The 21,169-nt window shown below is 42.8% G+C and carries 10 protein-coding genes; all 10 read right to left on the reverse strand.

Annotated features, from left to right (window positions below; all coding sequences use genetic code 11):
- Positions 1-5: 5 nt before the first annotated feature.
- Complete coding sequence (locus VIM89_RS02820) at positions 6-2,405, reverse strand: ABC transporter permease (protein WP_488154612.1); 2,400 nt, start codon at positions 2,403-2,405, stop codon at positions 6-8.
- 61 nt (positions 2,406-2,466) lie between these two features.
- Positions 2,467-4,872, reverse strand: a complete 2,406-nt coding sequence (locus tag VIM89_RS02825) for an ABC transporter permease (RefSeq protein ID WP_488154613.1) — start codon at positions 4,870-4,872, stop codon at positions 2,467-2,469.
- A 67-nt stretch (positions 4,873-4,939) separates the two neighbouring features.
- A complete protein-coding gene (locus VIM89_RS02830) occupies positions 4,940-7,315 on the reverse strand; it encodes an ABC transporter permease (RefSeq protein WP_488154614.1) in 2,376 nt (791 codons plus the stop codon).
- A gap of 68 nt (positions 7,316-7,383) precedes the next feature.
- On the reverse strand, positions 7,384-9,750 hold the full coding sequence (locus VIM89_RS02835) for an ABC transporter permease (protein ID WP_488154615.1): 2,367 nt from the start codon (positions 9,748-9,750) through the stop codon (positions 7,384-7,386).
- 65 nt (positions 9,751-9,815) lie between these two features.
- Positions 9,816-12,197, reverse strand: a complete 2,382-nt coding sequence (locus VIM89_RS02840) for an ABC transporter permease (RefSeq protein WP_488154616.1) — start codon at positions 12,195-12,197, stop codon at positions 9,816-9,818.
- A gap of 61 nt (positions 12,198-12,258) precedes the next feature.
- Positions 12,259-14,703, reverse strand: a complete 2,445-nt coding sequence (locus VIM89_RS02845) for an ABC transporter permease (protein ID WP_488154617.1) — start codon at positions 14,701-14,703, stop codon at positions 12,259-12,261.
- A 334-nt stretch (positions 14,704-15,037) separates the two neighbouring features.
- Positions 15,038-15,976 (reverse strand): hypothetical protein, encoded by a 939-nt coding sequence (locus tag VIM89_RS02850; protein ID WP_488154618.1) that lies wholly within the window; start codon positions 15,974-15,976, stop codon positions 15,038-15,040.
- Between the two features lie 11 nt (positions 15,977-15,987).
- Positions 15,988-17,241, reverse strand: a complete 1,254-nt coding sequence (locus tag VIM89_RS02855) for an OmpA family protein (protein ID WP_488154619.1) — start codon at positions 17,239-17,241, stop codon at positions 15,988-15,990.
- 157 nt (positions 17,242-17,398) lie between these two features.
- On the reverse strand, positions 17,399-18,028 hold the full coding sequence (locus VIM89_RS02860) for a response regulator transcription factor (RefSeq protein ID WP_488154620.1): 630 nt from the start codon (positions 18,026-18,028) through the stop codon (positions 17,399-17,401).
- 43 nt (positions 18,029-18,071) lie between these two features.
- Positions 18,072-21,140 (reverse strand): ligand-binding sensor domain-containing protein, encoded by a 3,069-nt coding sequence (locus VIM89_RS02865; RefSeq protein WP_488154621.1) that lies wholly within the window; start codon positions 21,138-21,140, stop codon positions 18,072-18,074.
- Between the last annotated feature and the right edge of the window lie 29 nt (positions 21,141-21,169).

Below are 21,169 nucleotides of genomic sequence, written 5' to 3' on the forward strand. Positions count from 1 at the left end.
CACTGCTACTCTGACCTTAAGCTTTTCACCGGATTAGCCGTCGCCGCTTTAATACTTTGATAGCTCACAGTAAGCAGGGTAATAACTATTGCACCAACTGCTGTCAATATGAATATCCACCAGGAAATCTCGGTATGATATTTATAATTTATTACCCATTTATTCATAAAATAATAGGCTAATGGGCTGGCAATAAACAATGAAATAGCTACCAGTGCCACAAATTCTTTTGACATCAACCCCCAAAGATTGGCTATGGAAGCGCCCAATACTTTGCGGACGCCGATCTCTTTGGTGCGTTGCTCGGCCATAAATGATGCCATGCCAAACAGGCCCATACAGCTGATAAAGATGGCCAGTGCGGTAAAGGTGCCCGCCAGTTTACCTGTGCGTTCTTCATCGGCAAATTTTTTGGCGTAAGCGGTATCGGTAAACTCGTAAGTGAACGGGCTTCCGGGGTCGTATTGCTTAAACACATTTTCTATCTTACTGATTGCCTCGCTGGTTCCCATATGCGGGTTCAGCCTCATATTGATGAGGCCATAATCTCCGTTCATCCCTGAAAATACCGTTGGCGCCACAGGTTCATAAGGTGAGGTCATCACCATATCTTTTACCACGCCAATGATGTGAAAATCCCTGTACCATTTAATGCGCATACCTACCGGGGTCTTCAAACCCATATATTTTACAGCGGCTTCATTTATAATGAGAGCCGACGAGTCGGTTAAAAATTCTTTCGAAAAATCACGTCCTTCCTTGACCTGCCAGCCGACAGTTTTACCAAATTCAGGACTGACATGAACTACGTTCAGGTCGGGTTGGAAGCCGGGCGGCATACCTTCCCATGAAAAACCTTGCTGGTTGGCCCAGATATCGGTTACCGGGCTGCCGGATTCGGCTGCTGAAGTTACTGCGCCTGATTTAAGCAGGTCGTATTTTACCGCTTCAAAATGGTTGTGTATATCCGGTGTTTGCCAGTACGCCTGTATCATGTTTGCGCGGTTATAACCAACGGGCCGGTTTTTGGTGTATTGAACCTGTCTGAAAACTACAACGGTACCGATGATGAGGGTAGCTGAAACCGTGAATTGCAGTACGACTAATATTTTACGCGGCAGGGAAGCCAAACGCCCGGCGCGGAATGTTCCTTTAAGTACCTTAACCGGCTGAAATGATGACAGGTAAAACGCCGGATAACTGCCTGCAACTATACCGGTGAGTATGCTAAATACTAACCCAAGGATCCAGAATACCGGGCTCGACCATGGGATAGGCATCTGTTTATCAGCAATTAGGTTGAATGATGACAATGCCAGTTGAACCAAGATCAATGAGAATGCAAAGGCAAAGGTTGACATCAGTAACGATTCACCGAAGAACTGGCTGATGAGTTGATGGCGTAATGAGCCCAATGTTTTACGTATACCCACCTCTTTGGCCCGCTTTTCGGAACGGGCAGTGCTCAGGTTCATAAAATTGATACAGGCCAGCAGCAATACAAATGTGCCGATAATGCCAAACATCCACACGAATTCAATATTCCCCCCTACGATCACTCCATTTTTAAACTCCGAATACAGGTGCCATTTGCTCATCGGGTGAAGGAAAAGAGTTGGTTTGAAGCTAAGGTTCAATTTATCGTGTGCAGCGGTAAGCGCTATCAATACCAGATCTTTAATATGGGCCGAAACCTTGCCGGCATCGGCGTTGGCATTTAGCTGGGCAAGTATCTGCCATGAGTTGCTGCCCCAATCATTCAGGTATCCCTTCGTCGAGGGATTAGCCAGGTAAAAATCCCATGGAAGCATGAAAGCTATATCGTTAAACGAGGTGTTGCGCGGGAAGTCTTCGTATACGCCCGTAACTTTTACCACACTTTTATTATCAACCTTAACCATCTGGTTCATCGGGTCGGCATTGCCAAAAAGTGCTTTAGCCAGTTTTGCCGACAGCAATATGGAAGATTCGTCCTTCAAACCTCCACGGGTGCCTTTCAGCATTTTCAGGGCGAACATTTCCGGCGCTTCGGGTTGTATGCAATTGCCGCTTTGGTTCAGCTTTTTATCCTTAAAGGCAAGAATATGGTCATTTGTCCAGGTAGACATCACCACATATTTAAAATCTTTTGACGGGCCCGTATATTCATCCCGTAACTTGTGCCCCAGGGGCAGCGGTAGGGCACCCTTTGTGCCCCGCTCACCATTGAAGGTTTGGTGCTGCATTACGCGCACCAGGCTATCGTAGTTTTGAAAATATTTGTCGTATGATAATTCATCCCATATCCATAAACCGATAAGCATCGTCACAGCCATACCTACCGAAAGGCCGGTTACATTAATGAAGGTGTGCACCTTGTTTTTAAACAAGTTCCGCCAGGCGATCTTCAAATAATTTCTTATCATCACTTAGTTCATTAGTTCACTTGTTCACTAGTTCATTGGTGTCTAACTGCAACTGCCACTGCTACTCTGACCTTAAGCTTTTCACCGGGTTCGCTGTCGCTGCTTTTATGCTTTGATAACTCACCGTAAGAAGAGTGATCACTATTGCACCAACAGCTGTCAGTATGAATATCCACCAGGAAATCTCTGTGTGATATTTATAATTCATTACCCATTTATTCATAAAATAATAGGCTAACGGGCTGGCGATAAATATTGAAATAGATACCAGCGCTACAAATTCTTTTGACATCAACCCCCAAAGATTAACTATAGAAGCGCCCAGCACTTTGCGCACGCCAATTTCTTTGGTGCGTTGCTCGGCCATGAAGGACGCCATACCGAATAAACCCATACAACTGATGAAGATTGCCAGTACGGTAAATATGCTTGCCAGTCTGCCTGTACGTTCTTCGTCAGCAAATTTTTTAGCGTATTCAGCATCAGTAAACTCAAAATTGAAAGGGCTTCCGGGGTCGTATTGCTTATAAATAGCTTCCACCTTTTTAAGCGCTTCAGTGGTTTCCATGTGTGGATTAAGCCTTACATTGGTAACACCCCAATTATTTTTTATTGAATAAAATACTGTTGGCATAACGGGCGAATAAGGTGATTGCATCACCAGATCACTTACTACACCGATAACATGATAGTTACCGCCGTTCCACTTAATAGGCTTGCCAATGGGATTTTTCAGGCTCATAAACTTTATCGCAGTTTCGTTGACAACAAGTGCGGACGAGTCACTTAAAAACTCCCTCGAAAAATCGCGCCCCTGTTTAATTTGCCAGCCAAAAGTTTTACCAAAATCCGGTGAGACGCCAACTACAGCCATATCAGGTTGCAATCCCGGAGGCATGCTCTCCCATGAAAAGCCACTTTGATCAGACCAGATATCGGTTATCGGACTGGACGATTCAGCTATATTAGCCACCGCACCCGATTTAATCAGATCGTACTTTACCGCCTCGAAATGATTATGAATATCAGGTGTTTGATGATACACCTGTATCATGCCTGCGCGGTTGTAACCAACAGGACGCTGCTTGGTGTATTGAACCTGTGTGAAGACAATTACGGTACCGATGATCAGCGTAGCTGAAACAGTGAACTGCAACACAACCAATATTTTACGCGGCAAAGAAGCCAAACGACCTGCACGAAAAGTTCCCTTAAGTACTTTAACCGGCTGGAATGATGACAGGTAAAATGCAGGATAGCTGCCGGCAATTACGCCGGTAAACAAGCTGAAGGTTATACAGATGATCCAGAAAATGAAATTTGTCCATGGTATAGCTATCTGTTTGTCAGCTACCTGGTTGAATGGCGATAATCCCAATTGTACCAGCATTAGAGCGAATACAAAGGCAAAGGCCGATACCAGCAATGATTCACTGAAGAATTGAGTAACAAGTTGCTGGCGTAGTGAACCCAATGTTTTGCGTATACCTACTTCTTTGGCTCTTTTCTCAGAACGAGCAGTGCTTAGGTTCATGAAGTTAATGCAGGCCAGCAGCAAAACGAATGTGCCTATAATGCCAAACATCCATACAAACTCTATATTCCCGCCTACGATCACTCCGTTTTTGAACTCAGAATACAAGTGCCATTTGGTCATCGGGTGTAAAAAGAGGGCTGGTTTAAAGCTGAGGCTGAGTTTGTCATTTACTGCTGTAAGGGCATTTAACTTCAAATCTCTGATACGTGCAGAAACCTGGTCGATATTTGCATTGTCATTCAACTGAGCGAATACCTGCCATGAATTATTACCCCATTCGTTTAAATTCCCCTTCGTCCACGGATTCATAGACAGATAAAGATCCCACGGAAGTATAAATGCCATATCATTGAAGGAAGTATTACGTGGCAGGTCCTCGTATACGCCGGTAACTTTTACAACCGTTTTATTGTCGATCTTAACGACTTGGTTCATTGGGTCGGCATCGCCAAAAAGCGCTTTGGCAAGCTTTGCTGACAGGACGATAGATGAGGGATCTTTTAAGGCAGTGCGTTTCCCTTTAAGCATTTTTAGAGTCAGCATATCCAGCGCTTCCGGCTGCATGCAGTTGCCGCTTTGGCTTAGTTTCTTTTCTCCATAGGCAACGATATGGCCCTGTGTCCAGGTTGAGTTTACCACATATTTAAAGTCTTTAGTCGGGCCGGTATAGTCCGCACGTAGTTTTGGCCCCAGGGGCAATGGTATTGAACTTTGGGTGCCACGCTCGCCATTAAAGGTTTGATGCTGCATTACCTGCACCAGCCGGTTGTAGTTTTGAAAGTATTTGTCGTAAGACAATTCGTCCCATATCCACAGGCCTATCAGCATGGCCACTGCCATGCCTACCGACAAGCCTGTTATATTAATAAACGTATGCGCTTTGTTCTTAAACAAATTCCGCCACGCGATCTTTAAATAGTTCTTTATCATTACTTAGTTCATTAGTTCAATTGTTCATTAGTTTATTGGTGTCAGACTGCAACTGCGACTGCCACTGCTACTCTGACCTCAGGCTCTTCACCGGATTTACCAACGCCGCTTTTATCGCCTGGAAGCTAACTGTTGCAAGTGCGATCAGTATTGTTAATACTCCTGCTATAGCAAACACCCACCAGCTTAGTGGTGCGTAGTACTGAAAGCTGTGCAGCCATTTATCCATTGCGTACCAGGTGATGGGCGTTGCTATGAGCAATGCGATGGTAACGAGTACTACAAATTCCTTTGATAATAATGTAAACAGGGAGGCTATGCTGGCACCCAGCACTTTGCGGATGCCAATTTCTTTTATGCGTTGTTCTGCGGTAAACATCGCCAGCCCTAATAAGCCCAGGCATGAAATAAATATCGCCAAAAAAGCAAACGCGTCAGATAGCTTGTTGATGATCTGCTCGTTTTGATATAGCTTTTGATACTGCTCGTCTACAAAACTCCAGGAAGGAGGGAAGGCAGGGTTCAGCTCCTTACATAATCTTTCGATACTTGCTACCGCTTCGCGCGATTTGCCGGGTTGTGTCCTGATCAATATCATGCCTTGCTCATGTTCTGCTGAACGGAAAATCATAGGGCCAATCTGTGTGTGCATAGAGTGGAAATGAAAATCCTTCACCACACCGATGATCTTACCCCGCTTGCCAAATACCCTGAGAGGTTGTCCGATAGGATCCTTGTAGCCTGTTTCTTTAACAGCAGCCTCATTTAATATGTAGTTGGCTGTATCGGTCGGATAATCTTTTGAGAACGCACGCCCGGCAACCAATTTCATTTGCATGGTTTGGAAAAAGTCGTAACCTACACCTGGGGTAGTGAACATGATAGTTTTTGTCGTGTCCTGGCCTGTCCATCCTACGGCGGCTGTACTGCCGTAAATGTCTGTCACATTGTTATTAGCAATGCGGCTTACCGATTTTATGTCTGTCTGTTTAAGCAGTTCATCCTTGAATATATTGTATTTGGCACCCAGTTCACCTTCCATCGTTACCGAGATGAGGTTTTCCCGGTTATAGCCCAGGTTCTTCGACTGGATATAATTCATTTGCCGCGAGATGATTATCGTTCCGGTTATCAGTATCACCGACAACACAAACTGAAATACAACCAATCCTTTGCGGAATATTGTGGTGGTTGGGTCTAACTTAAGCGCCCCTTTTAATACCTTAACAGGCTTGAACGAAGACAGGAATAGCGCAGGATAGCTTCCGGATATTAATCCTGTGATCAAAGTAATGCCTATTAATTCTAACCAGAAAGAAAGCTGGTGAAACGGCAGGGCAATTTCTTTTTGGGTGATCTGGTTGAACTCTGGTAAAGCCATTACAACTATGCCAAGCGATATAGCTACTGCCAGAATTGTTGTCAATAATGACTCACTAATAAACTGCCCGATCAATGATGAGCGCATAGCGCCGATTGCTTTACGAACGCCAACCTCTCTTGCTCTTTTAAGTGAACGGGCAGTACTGAGGTTCATAAAATTGATACAGGCGATCAGCAGGATGAAAACGGCTACAATACTAAAAATATGCACATATTCAATACGGCCACCATTGGGGCGTCCATTTTCGATGTTATTGTGCAGATAGGATTCCGCATAAGGCTGTATGCCAAGCTCTACATAAAACGAACTGGTCTTTCTATTAACGCCGCCGTAATAATGATCATAGAAATAGGCGAGCTTTTTATCAACCAGAGATGCATTTGCATCTTTTCTCAGGGTAACGAAGGTTTGCGGGCCAACATTACCCATACTGCGCGCCCATGGATTGTTATCTAAGAAAGTCTCCCAGTTAGTTAAAAAATCAAAAGTTGTTGAAACGTTTTTAGGCAGATTTTCAAATACAGCCGTTACGGTAAAGTTTTTAGTGTTTTGATATAAGATGTTCTTGCCGATGGCATTATGAGCGCTTCCAAAAAATTGCTCTGCCATTTTTCTTGAGATAGCGAGGCTTGACGGAGAGCTCAGCGCGGTTTGCGGGGTGCCTTCTATCAGCGGAAAGCTAAACATCTTAAAGTAATCTGCACCTGCAGAATTGCCCTGTATCTTGAGGATTTTATCGCCAACACGAAAAGTGCTTGTCTCGCCAAAACCCATGCCGGTGGCATATTCCACCTCCGGGATAACCTTTTTCAGTTCACCTGACAGTACACCAGGTGTATCATACATCCCGCTTATATTGGTATGATTGGAATGAACAATCCCCAGGACAGAATACAATTGCGGAGAATGAAAAGCATCGATACTTTCCTCATTCTGCACCCACAGCATGATCAAAAGACTGCATGCCAAGCCAACCGAAAGCCCGGCAATATTAATAAACGACTGCGCCTTGTTCCTAAAAAGGTTTCGCCACGCAACTTTAAGATAGTTTTTTATCATTGGTTTGGTTTATTAGTTCAATTGTTCACTAGTTCATTGGTGTCTAACTGCTATTGCAACTGCCACTGCTACTCTGATCTCAGGCTCTTCACCGGGTTCGCCAACGCCGCTTTTATACTTTGATAGCTTACTGTCATTAAGGTGATTATTAAAGCGCCAAAAGCTGTAGCTGCAAATATCCACCAGGTTATTTCTGTACGGTATGGGTAGTTTTGCAGCCAGTTGTGCATGAAATAATAAGCGACAGGTGCGGCTATCAATAACGAGATTATAACAAGTACAATAAAATCTCGTGATAGCAATTGCCACAGATTGAATACTGTTGCACCCAATACTTTTCTTACACCTATCTCTTTTATCCGCTGCTCGGCCATAAATGAGGCCATCCCAAATAAACCGAGACAACTGATGAAAATAGCAAGACCGGCAAAAAAGCCCGCCAACGTGCCCACGCGTTCTTCGTCGCCGAATTTTTGTGCATACTCCTGGTCTACAAATTTGTAATCGAATGGATCAGCCGGAGCATATTTTTTGCAAACAGCTTCAATGTTTTTTAATGCCGCGCTTGTGCTCACTTTAGGGTTTATCCGGATGTTTACTATACCCGGCCAATTAATGATATAAAAGATGGTTGGCTTTATTGTCTCATAAGGTGATTCTACAATCATATCTTTTGTTACCCCTAAAACCGTATATTTTTTATCACCCCAGTTTATAACCTGGCCCACTGGATTTTTAAGGCCCATATATTTAACTGCTGCCTGATTTAAGACCAATCCGCTTGAATCTGAAGAGAATGATTTGGAAAAGTCCCTGCCGTCTGTAACCTGCCAGCTTACCGTTTTTCCATATTGGGGCGTTACTGCAAAAGTTGCAAACTCATCGGCATGGTTAGGGTCTTTACCAGGCCATCTGATGTCTCCTGTTGTTGCGCTTCCTTTGGTAATCTGATTGCCGGATTCCGCAATTTCACTTATCCACTTAGTTTGCAACAGCTCGTTCCTGATAACGTCAATGTTCTTGTGTAAATCTCCCGAATATGGCCTCACCATGATTAGCCCTGAACGTCCGTATCCAATGGGACGGTTTTTTGCAAATTGAATCTGCCGGAGAATAATTATGGTTCCGATTATCATGGTTACCGAAAATGTAAATTGGATCACGATTAACACTTTGCGGGGGATACTTGCCATTTTTCCTGCCTTAAACAGGCCCTTCAATACCTTCACTGGTTTAAGCGATGACAGGTAGAAGGCTGGATAGCTGCCTGCGAATAGCCCGCTGATAATTACGAATCCGATACAGGTTAGCCAGAAGAATGGATTTGTCCATAAAATGGTGCTTTGCTTACCTGTTATTTCATTAAAATATGGGAGTGTTAATTGTACTAAAAATAGCGCCACAGCAAAGGACAACGTTGCCACCAATAAAGATTCACTTAGAAATTGCCATACGAGTTGCCTTCTCAGTGAACCCATCGACTTTCTTATTCCAACTTCTTTGGCCCGTTTCTCTGATCGGGCTGTACTCAGGTTCATGAAATTGATACCAGCCAGCATTAATACAAAAACGCCAATAATGCCAAACAACCAAACATATTTGATACCGCCACTTGTGTTTTTACCATCCTTAAATTCTGAATACAAATGCCAGTGGCTCATTGGAAACAAAAAGATTTGGGGATTTGATTCTTTCCCGGTGTTACGAATCTTGATGTCTTTTATTTTTGCCGACAACTGCGCGATATTTTTTGAATTGGCAACCTGGGCGAAAATTTGAAATGAATTGGCGTTCCAATTAGTCTTAGCCCCCTGCACATCTGCTGAACCGGCATATAACTCCCAGGGTGCGATAAAGGCGACATTGTTAAAAGTTGTGTTTGAGGGTAGATCTTGGTAAACACCGGCTACTTTTAAATTAACTCCATCTAATTTTAATGTTTTGTTAAGAGGGTCGGCATTGCCAAAAACAGCTCTGGATACTGATTCGGCTAGTAAAATAGAAGTTGGGTCTTTTAAAGCATTTCTTGCACCCCTGACCATATCCAACGTAAGCATTTCCGGAGCCGACTGTTCCATGTAATTTCCTTTAACAGATAGGTTCTTATCATGGAAAGAAATGAGGTGGGGGTTTGTCCACGAAGAAAGTACTACATGTTTAAAATCGCTGCCGTAAGAGTGCCGGAGCTCAGTTGCAACAGGAATGGGCATTGCTTTTAGCGAGCTGACTTCTCCATTCACGGTCTGGTTCTGCATTACCCTGACAATCGTTTCGTAGTTTTTATGGTATTTATCAAACGATAGCTCATCCCAGATCCATAAACCGATAATCATGGCAACCGCCATACCTACAGCAAGGCCGCCAACATTAATAAAAGACATAGCCTTGTTATTAATAAGGTTTCTCCAGCCGATTTTAAGATAGTTTCTTATCATGGTTTTAGTTTATTAGTTCTTGGTCATTAGTCATTTTTCCTGATAACTGGTTAACCGGTTACTGATTACTCACTCCGCAGGCTTTTTACCGGATTCGCCAGCGCCGCTTTTATACTTTGATAGCTCACTGTTAATAAGGTGATTGCCAGTGATCCGAAACACGTTACAGCAAATACCCACCATGATAATGGGGTGCGGTAAGTGTAATGCTGCAGCCAGATATTCATAAAGTTGTATGCTACAGGCATAGCTATAAGCAATGCGACGATCACCAGCACCACAAATTCTTTCGACATCAGTCGCCATAAGCCAAAAACAGAAGCACCCAACACTTTTCGAACCCCAATCTCTTTTACTTTTTGCTCGGCCATGTATGATGCCATGCCGAACATGCCTATGCAACTGATGAATATGGCGAGCAAGGCAAATGAGTTCGCCAGTTTGCCTACACGTTCTTCACTAGCAAATTTCCGGGCATAATCATCATCCGCAAATTTGTAGGAGAATGGTACTGAAGGCGAATACGTTTTGCATACTGCAGCGATCTTGTCTAAAGCCTCGTGTGCACTTATACGTGGGTTGATTTTGATAATAAAATAGTCCAACGCACCTTTGCCAATTCGGAAAATAGACTGTTTAACCGGTTCATATGGCGATTCCATCACCATGTCTTTAACTACGCCGATCACGGTCAGATCTTTTTTACCTACATGGACAACTTCACCTACCGGATTTTTAAGGTTCATATATTTTACAGCAGCCTGGTTCAGCACAATGGCTGACGAGTCGGCTATAATGTTGCTGTTAAAGTCGCGCCCATCAGTAAATTGCCAGCCAACGGTTTTCCCATATTCCGTAGTAACATTGATCTGGCCAAAGAAGGAGCTCATAGATGGGTCTTTCTGCTTCCAGGTCACATCGCCGCGATTGTTATTTATACCAGTTGTAAGGCTTGACGATTCGGTTACTTCAATTACAGCACCTGAATTGATGAGATCAGACCTTAATGCTGCAAAATGTTTATGCAGATCGTCGTTGGTCACCTCGATATTTATCAGTCCCGCTCTTGAATACCCCACAGGGCGGTTCTTAGCGAATTGAACCTGTTTAAAGACCACGATGGTGCCAATGATAAGGATAACCGAAACGGTAAATTGGATCACCACTAATACTTTTCTTGGGATTGAAGCAAATCGTCCAGCTTTAAAGCTGCCTTTTAAAACGTTGATCGGGTTAAATGAAGACAGATACAATGCGGGATAACTGCCAGCAATAACCCCCGTCAGGAAAGTGAAGCCTATACCTGCTCCCCAGAAAATCAGATTATTCCATGGCATGATTATCTCTTTACCTGCTACATTATTAAACCAAGAAAGCGATACCCCAACCAATACCAGCGAGAAAGCAAAAGACAGGAACGCGATCAAAAATGACTCGCAAAAGAACTGTGCAATCAATTGTTTTCGTACCGACCCTATTGCTTTGCGTATGCCTACTTCTTTAGCTCTTCGTTCGCTGTGTGCAGTGCTCAGGTTCATGAAATTAATACAAGCAAGTAATAGCACAAATGTGCCGATGATGCCGAACAGCCATACATATTGTATAGCTCCGCCTGTGTTAACACCATTCTTAAATTCGGAATATAGGTGCCACTTACTCATTGGTTGGAGGAAAGCGATCGGATTAAATTTGCGATCTTCCTTATCTATTTTGTTAAGCTTGATGTCGTGTATTTTTGCAGATACTTGAGCCATGTCGGCATTATCTGCTAATTGTACATATACAAATAATGAATTATCGCCCCAGTCTGTTGGTGATCTTCTATTATTGGGCTGATTAATATAATATTCCCAGGGACCTATAAAGGCAACATCATGCAAAGTGGTATTAGCCGGCAAATCTTCATAAACGCCCGAAACTTTAAAAACGTCGGCATTATCCAACTTTACGACTTTGTTTACCGGATTTGCATCGCCAAATAGTGCTTTAGCTATCGATTGGGATATCAATATGGATGAGCGGTCCTTTAGTCCATTGCCATTACCCTTAAGCATATTCAGCGAGAATATCTCGGGAGCTTCATCGCCCATAAAATTTCCTGAAAAAGAGATGTTCTTATCGCCTACCGTAAAGATATGCTTGTTCGTCCACGAAGACAATGCAATATGCTTAAAGTCGCTTCCATAGCTTTTGCGCAGTTCGGCATCAAAAGGTAATGAGACAGCTGCTCCTGTATTCACAGTACCATTGAAGGTTTCGTTCTGCATCACCATGGCAACCCGATCATAATTCTTGTGATACTTATCAAACGAAAGCTCATCCCATATCCACAAGCCGATGAGAATGGCCACGGCCATGCCAACAGCAAGTCCGCCTATATTAATGAACGACGTAGCCTTATTCTTAATAAGGTTACGCCACGCAACTTTGAGATAGTTTTTTATCATGGTTTAGTTCATTAGTTCACTTGTTCAATAGTTCATTGGTATCTAACTGGTACTGCAACTGCTACTCCGATCTGAGGCTCTTCACCGGGTTCATCAAAGCTGCTTTTATCGATTGAAAACTTACTGTAAACAGTGCAATAGCAATGGCGACAAATCCTGATAATACGAATATCCACCAGCTCAACTCAGTCTTATAGGAAAAATCCTGTAAAAACCATTTACTCATGCCATACCAACCTATAGGTATTGCTATTGCAATGGCAATTATCACCAGTTTTATAAACTCTATGGATAAAAGAGTCGTTATATTGCTTACCGTTGCACCCAGCACCTTGCGGATGCCGATCTCTTTGCTGCGTTGCTCGGCCATGAAAGCTGAAAGGGCAAATAATCCAAGACAAGCTATAATAATGGCCAGCACGGCGAAGCTGGTAAAAATGCGCCCCGTACGTTGCACATCCTGGTACATATTGGCAAATTGCTCATCCAGGAAAGTGTATCTGATCGGTTGGTCCGGTGAATATTTTTGCCAGAGAGCGGTGATATCGGCCAGAGTATTCTTCATATCTGTTCCACCGACTTTTACTGAAACGATAGAAGGGCTAAGACCAAAATTAAGCACGATAGGCCCAACCTGGTCTCGCATTGACTCAAAGTTGAAATCTTCAACCACACCGATAACGGTATATTTTCCATATCCGTTCGTGATATGTGCACCAATGGGTTTCTTCAGGTTAAGTTTTTTGGCCAATGTTTGATTAATTATAACAGACCCTTGGGTATCCTGGGCCATTGAGTAGGAGAAGTTACGGCCCTCAACCAGTTTCATGCCCATCGTTTTCAGATAAGTATCGTCTATTTGCCAGTATTGGCCGCCTACTCCAGGATCCAGTTTGGTTCTGCCCTCTATATAAAAAGTATTACCGTTTCTCTTGGTACCGTTGACAGGCAGATAGTCGCTTATAGACGCATTTTTTACTGAAGCCAGCTTAAGTAATTCATTTTTAAAGCTTTTGACATTTTTATCACCCAACGTATTAGTGCCTTGTATAACTACCACCTGATCCTTGTCAAAGCCCACTTTTCTGTTAAGTATAAAATGCATCTGGTTGTAGATCACCACGGTGCTGATGATGAGAATGATGGAAGCGCTGAATTGAAAAACAACCAGGCTATTCCTGAGTCCCGAACTTTTGCTGCCCGTACTGATGGAGCCTTTTAACACCTGCACAGGACGGAAACTTGACAAATAGAATGCGGGATAAAGTCCGGCAAGGGTACCAACGATCAAAGCCGCTATCAATATAACCGGTACAAACCACCACTGACCAAATGGCATAGTGAGTGATTTGGAAGCAAGTATGTTGAAGTAGGGTAATAATAACCAAGCTATTAAAATACCCAAGATAAAAGATATAAGACTATAAATTAACGATTCTGTAAGGAATTGATTGATGAGGCTGCTGCGGTATGAACCTACTACCTTTCGTAAGCCAACCTCTTTTGCGCGATTGGCCGATTTGGCCGTTGAAAGATTGATGAAATTAATACAGGCTATAACGAGAATAAAACCGGCAACGGCTCCGAACAGCCAAACGAAACGGACATCGCCATGAGGGGTGTCGTCGTAAATATCATAGGAATATAAATTGATATCACTGACTTTCTGCAGGTGCAGGGAAAATTTTGCAGCTTGTTTTTCTGCATCCTTCATCCCATCCTTTATCATTACCGGCAGATAATAATTCTTAATGATATCATTAGTGATCTTCTTTTCAAACTGCGCAATGTTAGTGCCCGGGCGCAACTTGATATAGTCGGGATAATTGCTGGCGTCCCAGTTGTTTTGCTCGCCCTGGTAGAATTCAACACCTTTTAAAGTCAAAAGGAAATCAAATTTATTCAGGTGGGAAGTTTCGGGAATATTCTCCATTACTCCACCAATCCTGTAAGGCTTGGTTTTGTCATTGTTGAGGTACATTACCTGTCCGATGGGATTTGTACCCGGGAAATATTTATCCGCTTTACGTTTTGATATCACCATTGTCAGAGGCTCTTTCAAAGCGGTCTCGCGTTTACCATAAGCCATAGGCAACTGCAATAGGTCCAGCATTTCCTGGTCGGCATAGGTAAAACCTTCCTCGTATGTGTTCTGTACCTGGTCGGCGCGCCTTACTTCATTGCTTCCAGCTTTGTCGAAAAGCGAATTGGGCATTAGCCTGCCTGATATTTCCACTTCCGGGAAATCAGCTTTCAACGCTTTGCCCATTGGGGCTGGCCAATCGGTACCCTTTTCTGTTTTGCCATCGGTATTGTAGTATCCAATAACGCGATAAATTTGATCGTTATCAGGGTATGATTTATCAAAACTAAGCTCGTTCCTTATATAAAGGCCGATAAGCAAACAGGCTGCAATGCCAAGCGCAAAACCGCCTATCTTGATGGCGGCGTACATTTTTTGCTTGCGTAACTGGCGGATAGCGATCTTGAGATAGTTTTTTAACATGGGTTGGTTAATTAGTCATTAGTCAATGGTCATTAGTCATTGGGTTGCTTCACCCTAAATTCCTCCCGAAGAGGGACTTGTTTCTTGTTAATCGGAGTCAACTGATCTCTGATTAACTAATCACTAATCTCTAACTCAAACAATATCATGCCGATATTTTAATATTTTGATAATCAGTAATTTAAATTGATTTGTGGAGAATTGGATTGTAACAAAAACGGACACTGTTCGTTCGGATACGGACTAGTAATTACCGGCTAAAATGAAAATATCCGCACTGCAAAGTGCGGATATTGATTTGATAAGATTCCCAGTTTGTTAGGCGCGAGGTCTTTTATTTTTGATGGCTGCAGCTTAAGTTATAAACCCCTGCATCAGAGTTTACTTTGTTTACATAAGCGTCGGAACCTGTCCGCCGGATATCATTAATTACAACCGAGGGAATATCAAATGCAGCCGCAAATGTTGACGATTGCTGACTGAACAGTATCTTTTTATAATTGGCGGTTTTCAGATCGTCGCCGTAGTGTACTTTGGCGATATTGTCTTCAATAGTGCCTATCAACGTTTTATAGCGGGGTAGGTAACTTTGCAGCAGCGCAGTCTTTTGGCTGTTGTATTTATTTTCTATCGCCACAATTTGCTGCCAATATTTACCATCTAATCCATTTACACAGCCGCATGCGGGCATGCCTGTTTTATCAACGCCCGGGCATTTACTGTAGTCCGGCGTTTTTACAGCATCCCTTTCTGTTTTCTCCTGGCCTTTGAGCGCTCTTAACTTAGCAGCAAACTCATCGCCGAGTTGTTTCAGCTGCATTACATTGGTTTGGTTAGTGCCAACTATCCTGGCAGCAGCCGGATTCTCCATCTGGGCTGTAGAGCGACTACTCTGCATTTGTTGTGCTATTTGCATGGCGTAGGCCTTTTGCTGATCAGGTGTCATCTCCTTCATTTTAGCAGCCATAGCCTTATAATCTTGCACTTGCGAAGCACTGGGACCTGACCCCATTCCTGACACGGAAGCGTTTGTAAATTCCTGCATTTTTTGTTTGATCAACTCATCAAGCTGGGTATCGCGGGTGCCATAGTTGCTGATAACCTTTTGCCCGTGATCATTGGTTGTGGTTGCACACTCATTGTAACATGAAGCAGCATCTCCGGGCGCCTGCAAATGGCCCGTGAGCGAAAGTATATTAATATCCAGGCAGCGTTGTGCATACACTTCTCTGCCAACTGCACAAATGACGAGTAGTAAAATAAACTTCTTCATAGTTATGCAGATTATATTTTCACAAATTCTACCCGGCGGTTGTTGGCTTTACCCTCGGGCGTGGTATTGTCAGCAATTGGTTTGGTATCGCCTAGTCCCTTGGTCGTAAATCTCGATTCGTCGATACCCATAGTTACCAATTGCGCTTTCACAGCATCGGCGCGTTGTTGCGAGAGGGTAAGATTATGTGGTGCAGTGCCGCTATTATCGGTATGCCCATCAATCTCCATTTTTATGGAAGGGTTTGACTGAAGAAACTTAGCCACTTCATTCAGCACACCCATACTTTCAGGCTTGATGGTTGCTTTATCAATATCGAATGTGATGCCATGGGTGATGAATTTCCCGCTGGTGAGTATATTCCCGATCATGTTCTGACTGCCGCCCTGTGCCAGCTTTACGTTGGTGAACATCAGCGGATTATCTATGTTGCCTATTCCGCCATATTTTATACTACCCGGAGCTATCTTTGAATCAGGTACTGTCAAGACACGGTATTGATCGACATACACTTTTATCTGCTTGTTTTTGTACCCGATAGCGATATGATGCCATTTGTTTTCAAAGTTGTTGCCGGATATAGCTGATGGAAGACTGCCATTTAAATCCACCGAACTGCCTGAAATAGTATTGGTAAACGAAGCCTCACTTGCAGAAACCGCTACGTATGCACTGAAATCATTTTCATTCGGCAGGAAGAAGAATACGTGGGTAGGGTAGGCTCCGCTTTCAAAATAGTTATCATATTCCAGTGTGAACTCGTTTCCTAAATAGGAACTGGTTTTCATCCGCGGGGATACATAAACATAGTTGCCATCCGTAAGCAGGAAAGCTTTTTTACCTTTTTGGGTATTCATTATAGCTTGTCCTTTTGCAAGTTCCCAGTGAGCAGGAAATTCGCCATCCTGATCGGCAGTAAAATCATCGTTGAAAATGATCTTATCGCCGGCAACAAAATCATAGTTTTGATAAACGCCAATGCCTGCAGCAGGACCGCTGTCGCCATTATTATTTTGTGCAGACTGGTTGTTATTCTTTGAAGAATTGTTGTTGGTCTGCTGACTATTATCCGTTTTTTTCTTCTTTTTAAAAAGTCCTTTTATGGCGTTTTCAGTTTTATTCAGCCCATTATCAACGGTGCTGTTAATATCGCCATTGGCGTGATTAGTGGCTCCATCTTTAGCCACATCGCCAGGGTTGCTCACCTGTGCATGCACCGAACCCAGGGCAACAAGACAGAACAAAAACATCAATAACTTTTTCATGAGGTTTATATTTTTTTGATTTTACAAGATTCAAGGCAGATGAGTAACGGCAGGTGATGCAGAGGCTGTAAACCAATGTCAGGGGGTGTCACTTTCTTGTTACCAATCAAATTTACCCAGTAGGCGGGGGGAGTGCAATCGGATGAATATCTGATTTTTATGGTCTCTGCTTCAATACCTTAGCTACAGCTTCAGCTTTAGAGTTTACATGCAGCTTATTGTAGATGTTGCAAATATGTGTACGGATTGTGCTGATGCTAACCATATACTGATCTGCAATTTTTTTATAGCTGGCACCATCAACCAGTGAGCGGAGTATTTCCTTCTCACGCGGAGTAAGCTTGTATTCTTCAACCGCTGATGCCTGCTGAACATGAAATGATTGGATCACCATACGGGCAATACTGGCCGTCATCGGGGCACCGCCGTTGTGCAGGTCGCGCACGGCATCGACGATTTCCAGTGGTGGTGTTTTCTTTAACAGGTAACCGGATGCGCCATTTCGTATGGCGTCAAATATCTTATCCGCATCCTCAAAAACGGTAAACATCATGATCTGTATTGCCGGGAAGAAAGACTTGACGGTTAATACACCATCAATCCCTGAAATATTGGGGAGCCCGATATCCATCAGTATCACATCAGGTGAATTCTTTTGGATCTCTTTAACGATATGCAGCAGGTTGTTCAACGACATTACACACTTCATGTCACCGGCCTCATTAAACAGGCTGGTGAGGCTCTTGCGCAAAGTGTTATTGTCTTCTACGATCCCTACTTTTATCATAACATAAAATTGTTAGCTAAATGGCTTATTTACAATAGGATATTCATTTGATTTTTATACTGATAGCTACCGTTGTGCCTTTTCTCGGAATGGAATCAACCTGAACATTTGCATTCATTTTAACTGCTCTTTCTTTCAGATTGATTAACCCGTCTCCTGAATGATTCTTATCGGTTTTAAAGCCTTTGCCGTTATCATCAATCACTACATGAAGTAGATGGTCCTTACATGTTGCTGTTATTGATGCTCTTGTACAGTTAGCATGTTTTACAATATTATTGATGGATTCCTTAATCATCAGGTACAAATGCTGGCGCGACTCCATAGATAATTTCAAGTCTTTAATATCAGGCTGAATGGTAATGGTATGATCTATATTTTTCGCCTCAAATAATTGCGATGCGAAACGGGTAATGCGTGAAAGCAAGTCTTCCAGCGAATCATTCTTCGGATTAATGCTCCAGACAATGTCGTCCATCTTTTCCATCAGACTAATGGCATTATCCTTTATCTCGTTCAGCATTTCATCGGCCTGTTCTTTATCCTTTTTATGCAGAACCAACTCGCTCAAAATGGAGATAGAGCTTAACGTTGACCCGATGTCATCATGCAGGTCTGTTGAAATTTTGGTACGCAAGCGCTCTACCTGTAGTAGTTGCTCTAAACGGTAATTATATAAGCTATAGCCGATAATAATTATGGCTATCACGCATAAGGTAATAAACCACCAGGTTTTCCAGAATGGCGGCGATATGGTGATGGTCAAACTTGCACCCTGGTTATTCCAAATGCCGTCATTATTAGCTGCCTTTACTCTGAAAGTATATTGACCTGCGCTCAGGTTGCTATAGGTTACACTGTGTTCGTTGCCGTTTTGTATCCAGTTTTTATCCAATCCTGTTAATTGATAGGCATATTTATTATTGCCCGCATTCATCAGGTTAAGCGCGATAAAATCTATCGAAAAATAATTCTCGTCATAGCTCAGGCTGATCTCTTTTGGCAAAGGGAAATATGATTGGCGTTTATCCTGTTTATTAAAAAGCTTTAACGAAGTGATGTAAACCGGCGGCGGTGTAGAATTCCGGTACAGTTTAGCCGGATCAAACAGAGTTACCGTGCCTTTTGCACCTGCAGCAACGATCTCATTGTCGCTCCTGATTATGATGGCATTCGACTGGTCATTAAGCGATAAGCCATCTTTCTCATAAAAACTTTTGATAATATTGGTAGCCGGATCAATGGAATTTAATCCACTTGTGGTCCCTGCCCATAGCATACCCGCTTTATCGCAAACGATATTATAAATATGGTCGTTGCTAAGTCCGTCGGCGGTAGTAAACAGCTCGAAATCATTAGTTCTTTCATTATAGCGGTTCAATCCCTCATCATTACCTATCCATATATTGCCGTTGTTATCTTCGGCTATACCGTTCACATCGCCAGAGGCTTTGCTTTTATTATTGTTCTTTTGATGTTCGTATACCTGCCATTGTCCTGTTTTTTCATTCGTCCTGAAAAGTGCACCGGCGCAACCCAGCCATATTCGCTGTTTGCTGTCTTCGTACATGCAAAACACACGTTTGTCTTTTGCTGCATTTTGTACGTGATCCGGTACTTTAATGAACGCATCGTTTGTCGTGTTCATCGCAGTAAAACCTTTTTGGTAGGTACCAATCCAAAGCTTTTTCTGATGATCTAATAGCAAACTCATCACATGCTCTGATGGCAAAGACAGCGGGTTTGATTTATCAGGATAAAAAGCCTTGATACTATTTTTCGCCCGGTTCCATTTATATAGGCCATCCATGGTGGCTATCCAAATATCCTTTGTTTCAGGATCGATGACCACCTGGTTGATCTGCCTGCTGTTTGCAGTTTTTCCATATCCGGCAGGCAACTGAACTTTTCCCTTTGATAAAAAGTTTTCATCACACCGTAAGAGGCCGTCAGTATACCAGCAACTTAGCCAGTATTGATAATGGTTGTTTTCGAGTTTTTCTTCTGTAATAGAATTAATTAATGCGCTAGGGTGGTTAGTACTGTTTATTTCCTTAAAAACCTGCGTTGATGGCAATATATAACTAACATCCTTGTCGGTTGCCACCCAGATAATGCCCTGTTTATCTATCAAAGTTTGAGACGGGGTGGCGCCAATGCTTTTGAGGTCATTAGGTTGATTATTATAGAAATAGTTAAAATGGATTTTTTCAGGTTTATGAAAGTCCGGTATACAAAGCCCTTTATTGGTACTAACAAAGAATAGACTACTGTCCTTGCTTTTGATGTCTTCCTGGATATTGAATACAATATTATCCGTTCCGAAATGATAATCCGGTTCGAAAAGCGAAAAAGAGAATTGACCCGCAGTCTCATTAAAATAGCCCAACCCGCGCCCCCATGTTACCAACCAAATACGGTGATGTGAATCCTGGAACAGATTGTTGATGGTTGTTGGCGGACCATCAGGGTAGTAGTAACGGGCAAATCCAGTCTTTTTATTAAAGTGGATTAACCCGTCATAGCTGGAAAGCCAAAGCCAATCCAGATTCTTTTTATCATCAATAATCCCTGTGATAAAAATTCCCTTCTTATGACCTGGTGACTGATATTTTGCCAAATCATAAAGAAAAAACTGATTTTTCTGATTATCAAAACGACTTATGCCCGATTGATTGCCGCACCATAATGTGCCCCCGGCATCAGTAAATAGTACATTGTCAAACAGGTTGTTCCTGTTTCCTGGATTATCGCCTGAATATTCGTAATTGGTAAACGAATCTGTTGCAGGATCATAACAGCTAATGCCCTTTATTGCACCCACCCATATCCGGCCTTTTTTATCCTCGACAATGCTTTTCACAATATCACTTACGAGTGAATTGTTATTCTTTGGATCGTGAATAAAATGTTTCAGATTAACGCCGTCATAACGAAAAAGGCCATCCGAACCGATCCACAAATACCCTTTGCTATCGCGCATCAGCACATGCGCATACAGGTTATTGTCCAGCGTAAAATGACTGAATGCAAAAGGCGTTGTTTGTGCATTTGCAAAGGCAGTTGCAATAAACAAAAGCAGGCACAAAAACTTTTTTGCATGAACAATCATAGACTATTTGGAGGATCGGGATAAGGTAA

This window comes from Mucilaginibacter sp., from assembly GCF_036568825.1.
Taxonomy (GTDB): Bacteria; Bacteroidota; Bacteroidia; order Sphingobacteriales; family Sphingobacteriaceae; genus Mucilaginibacter.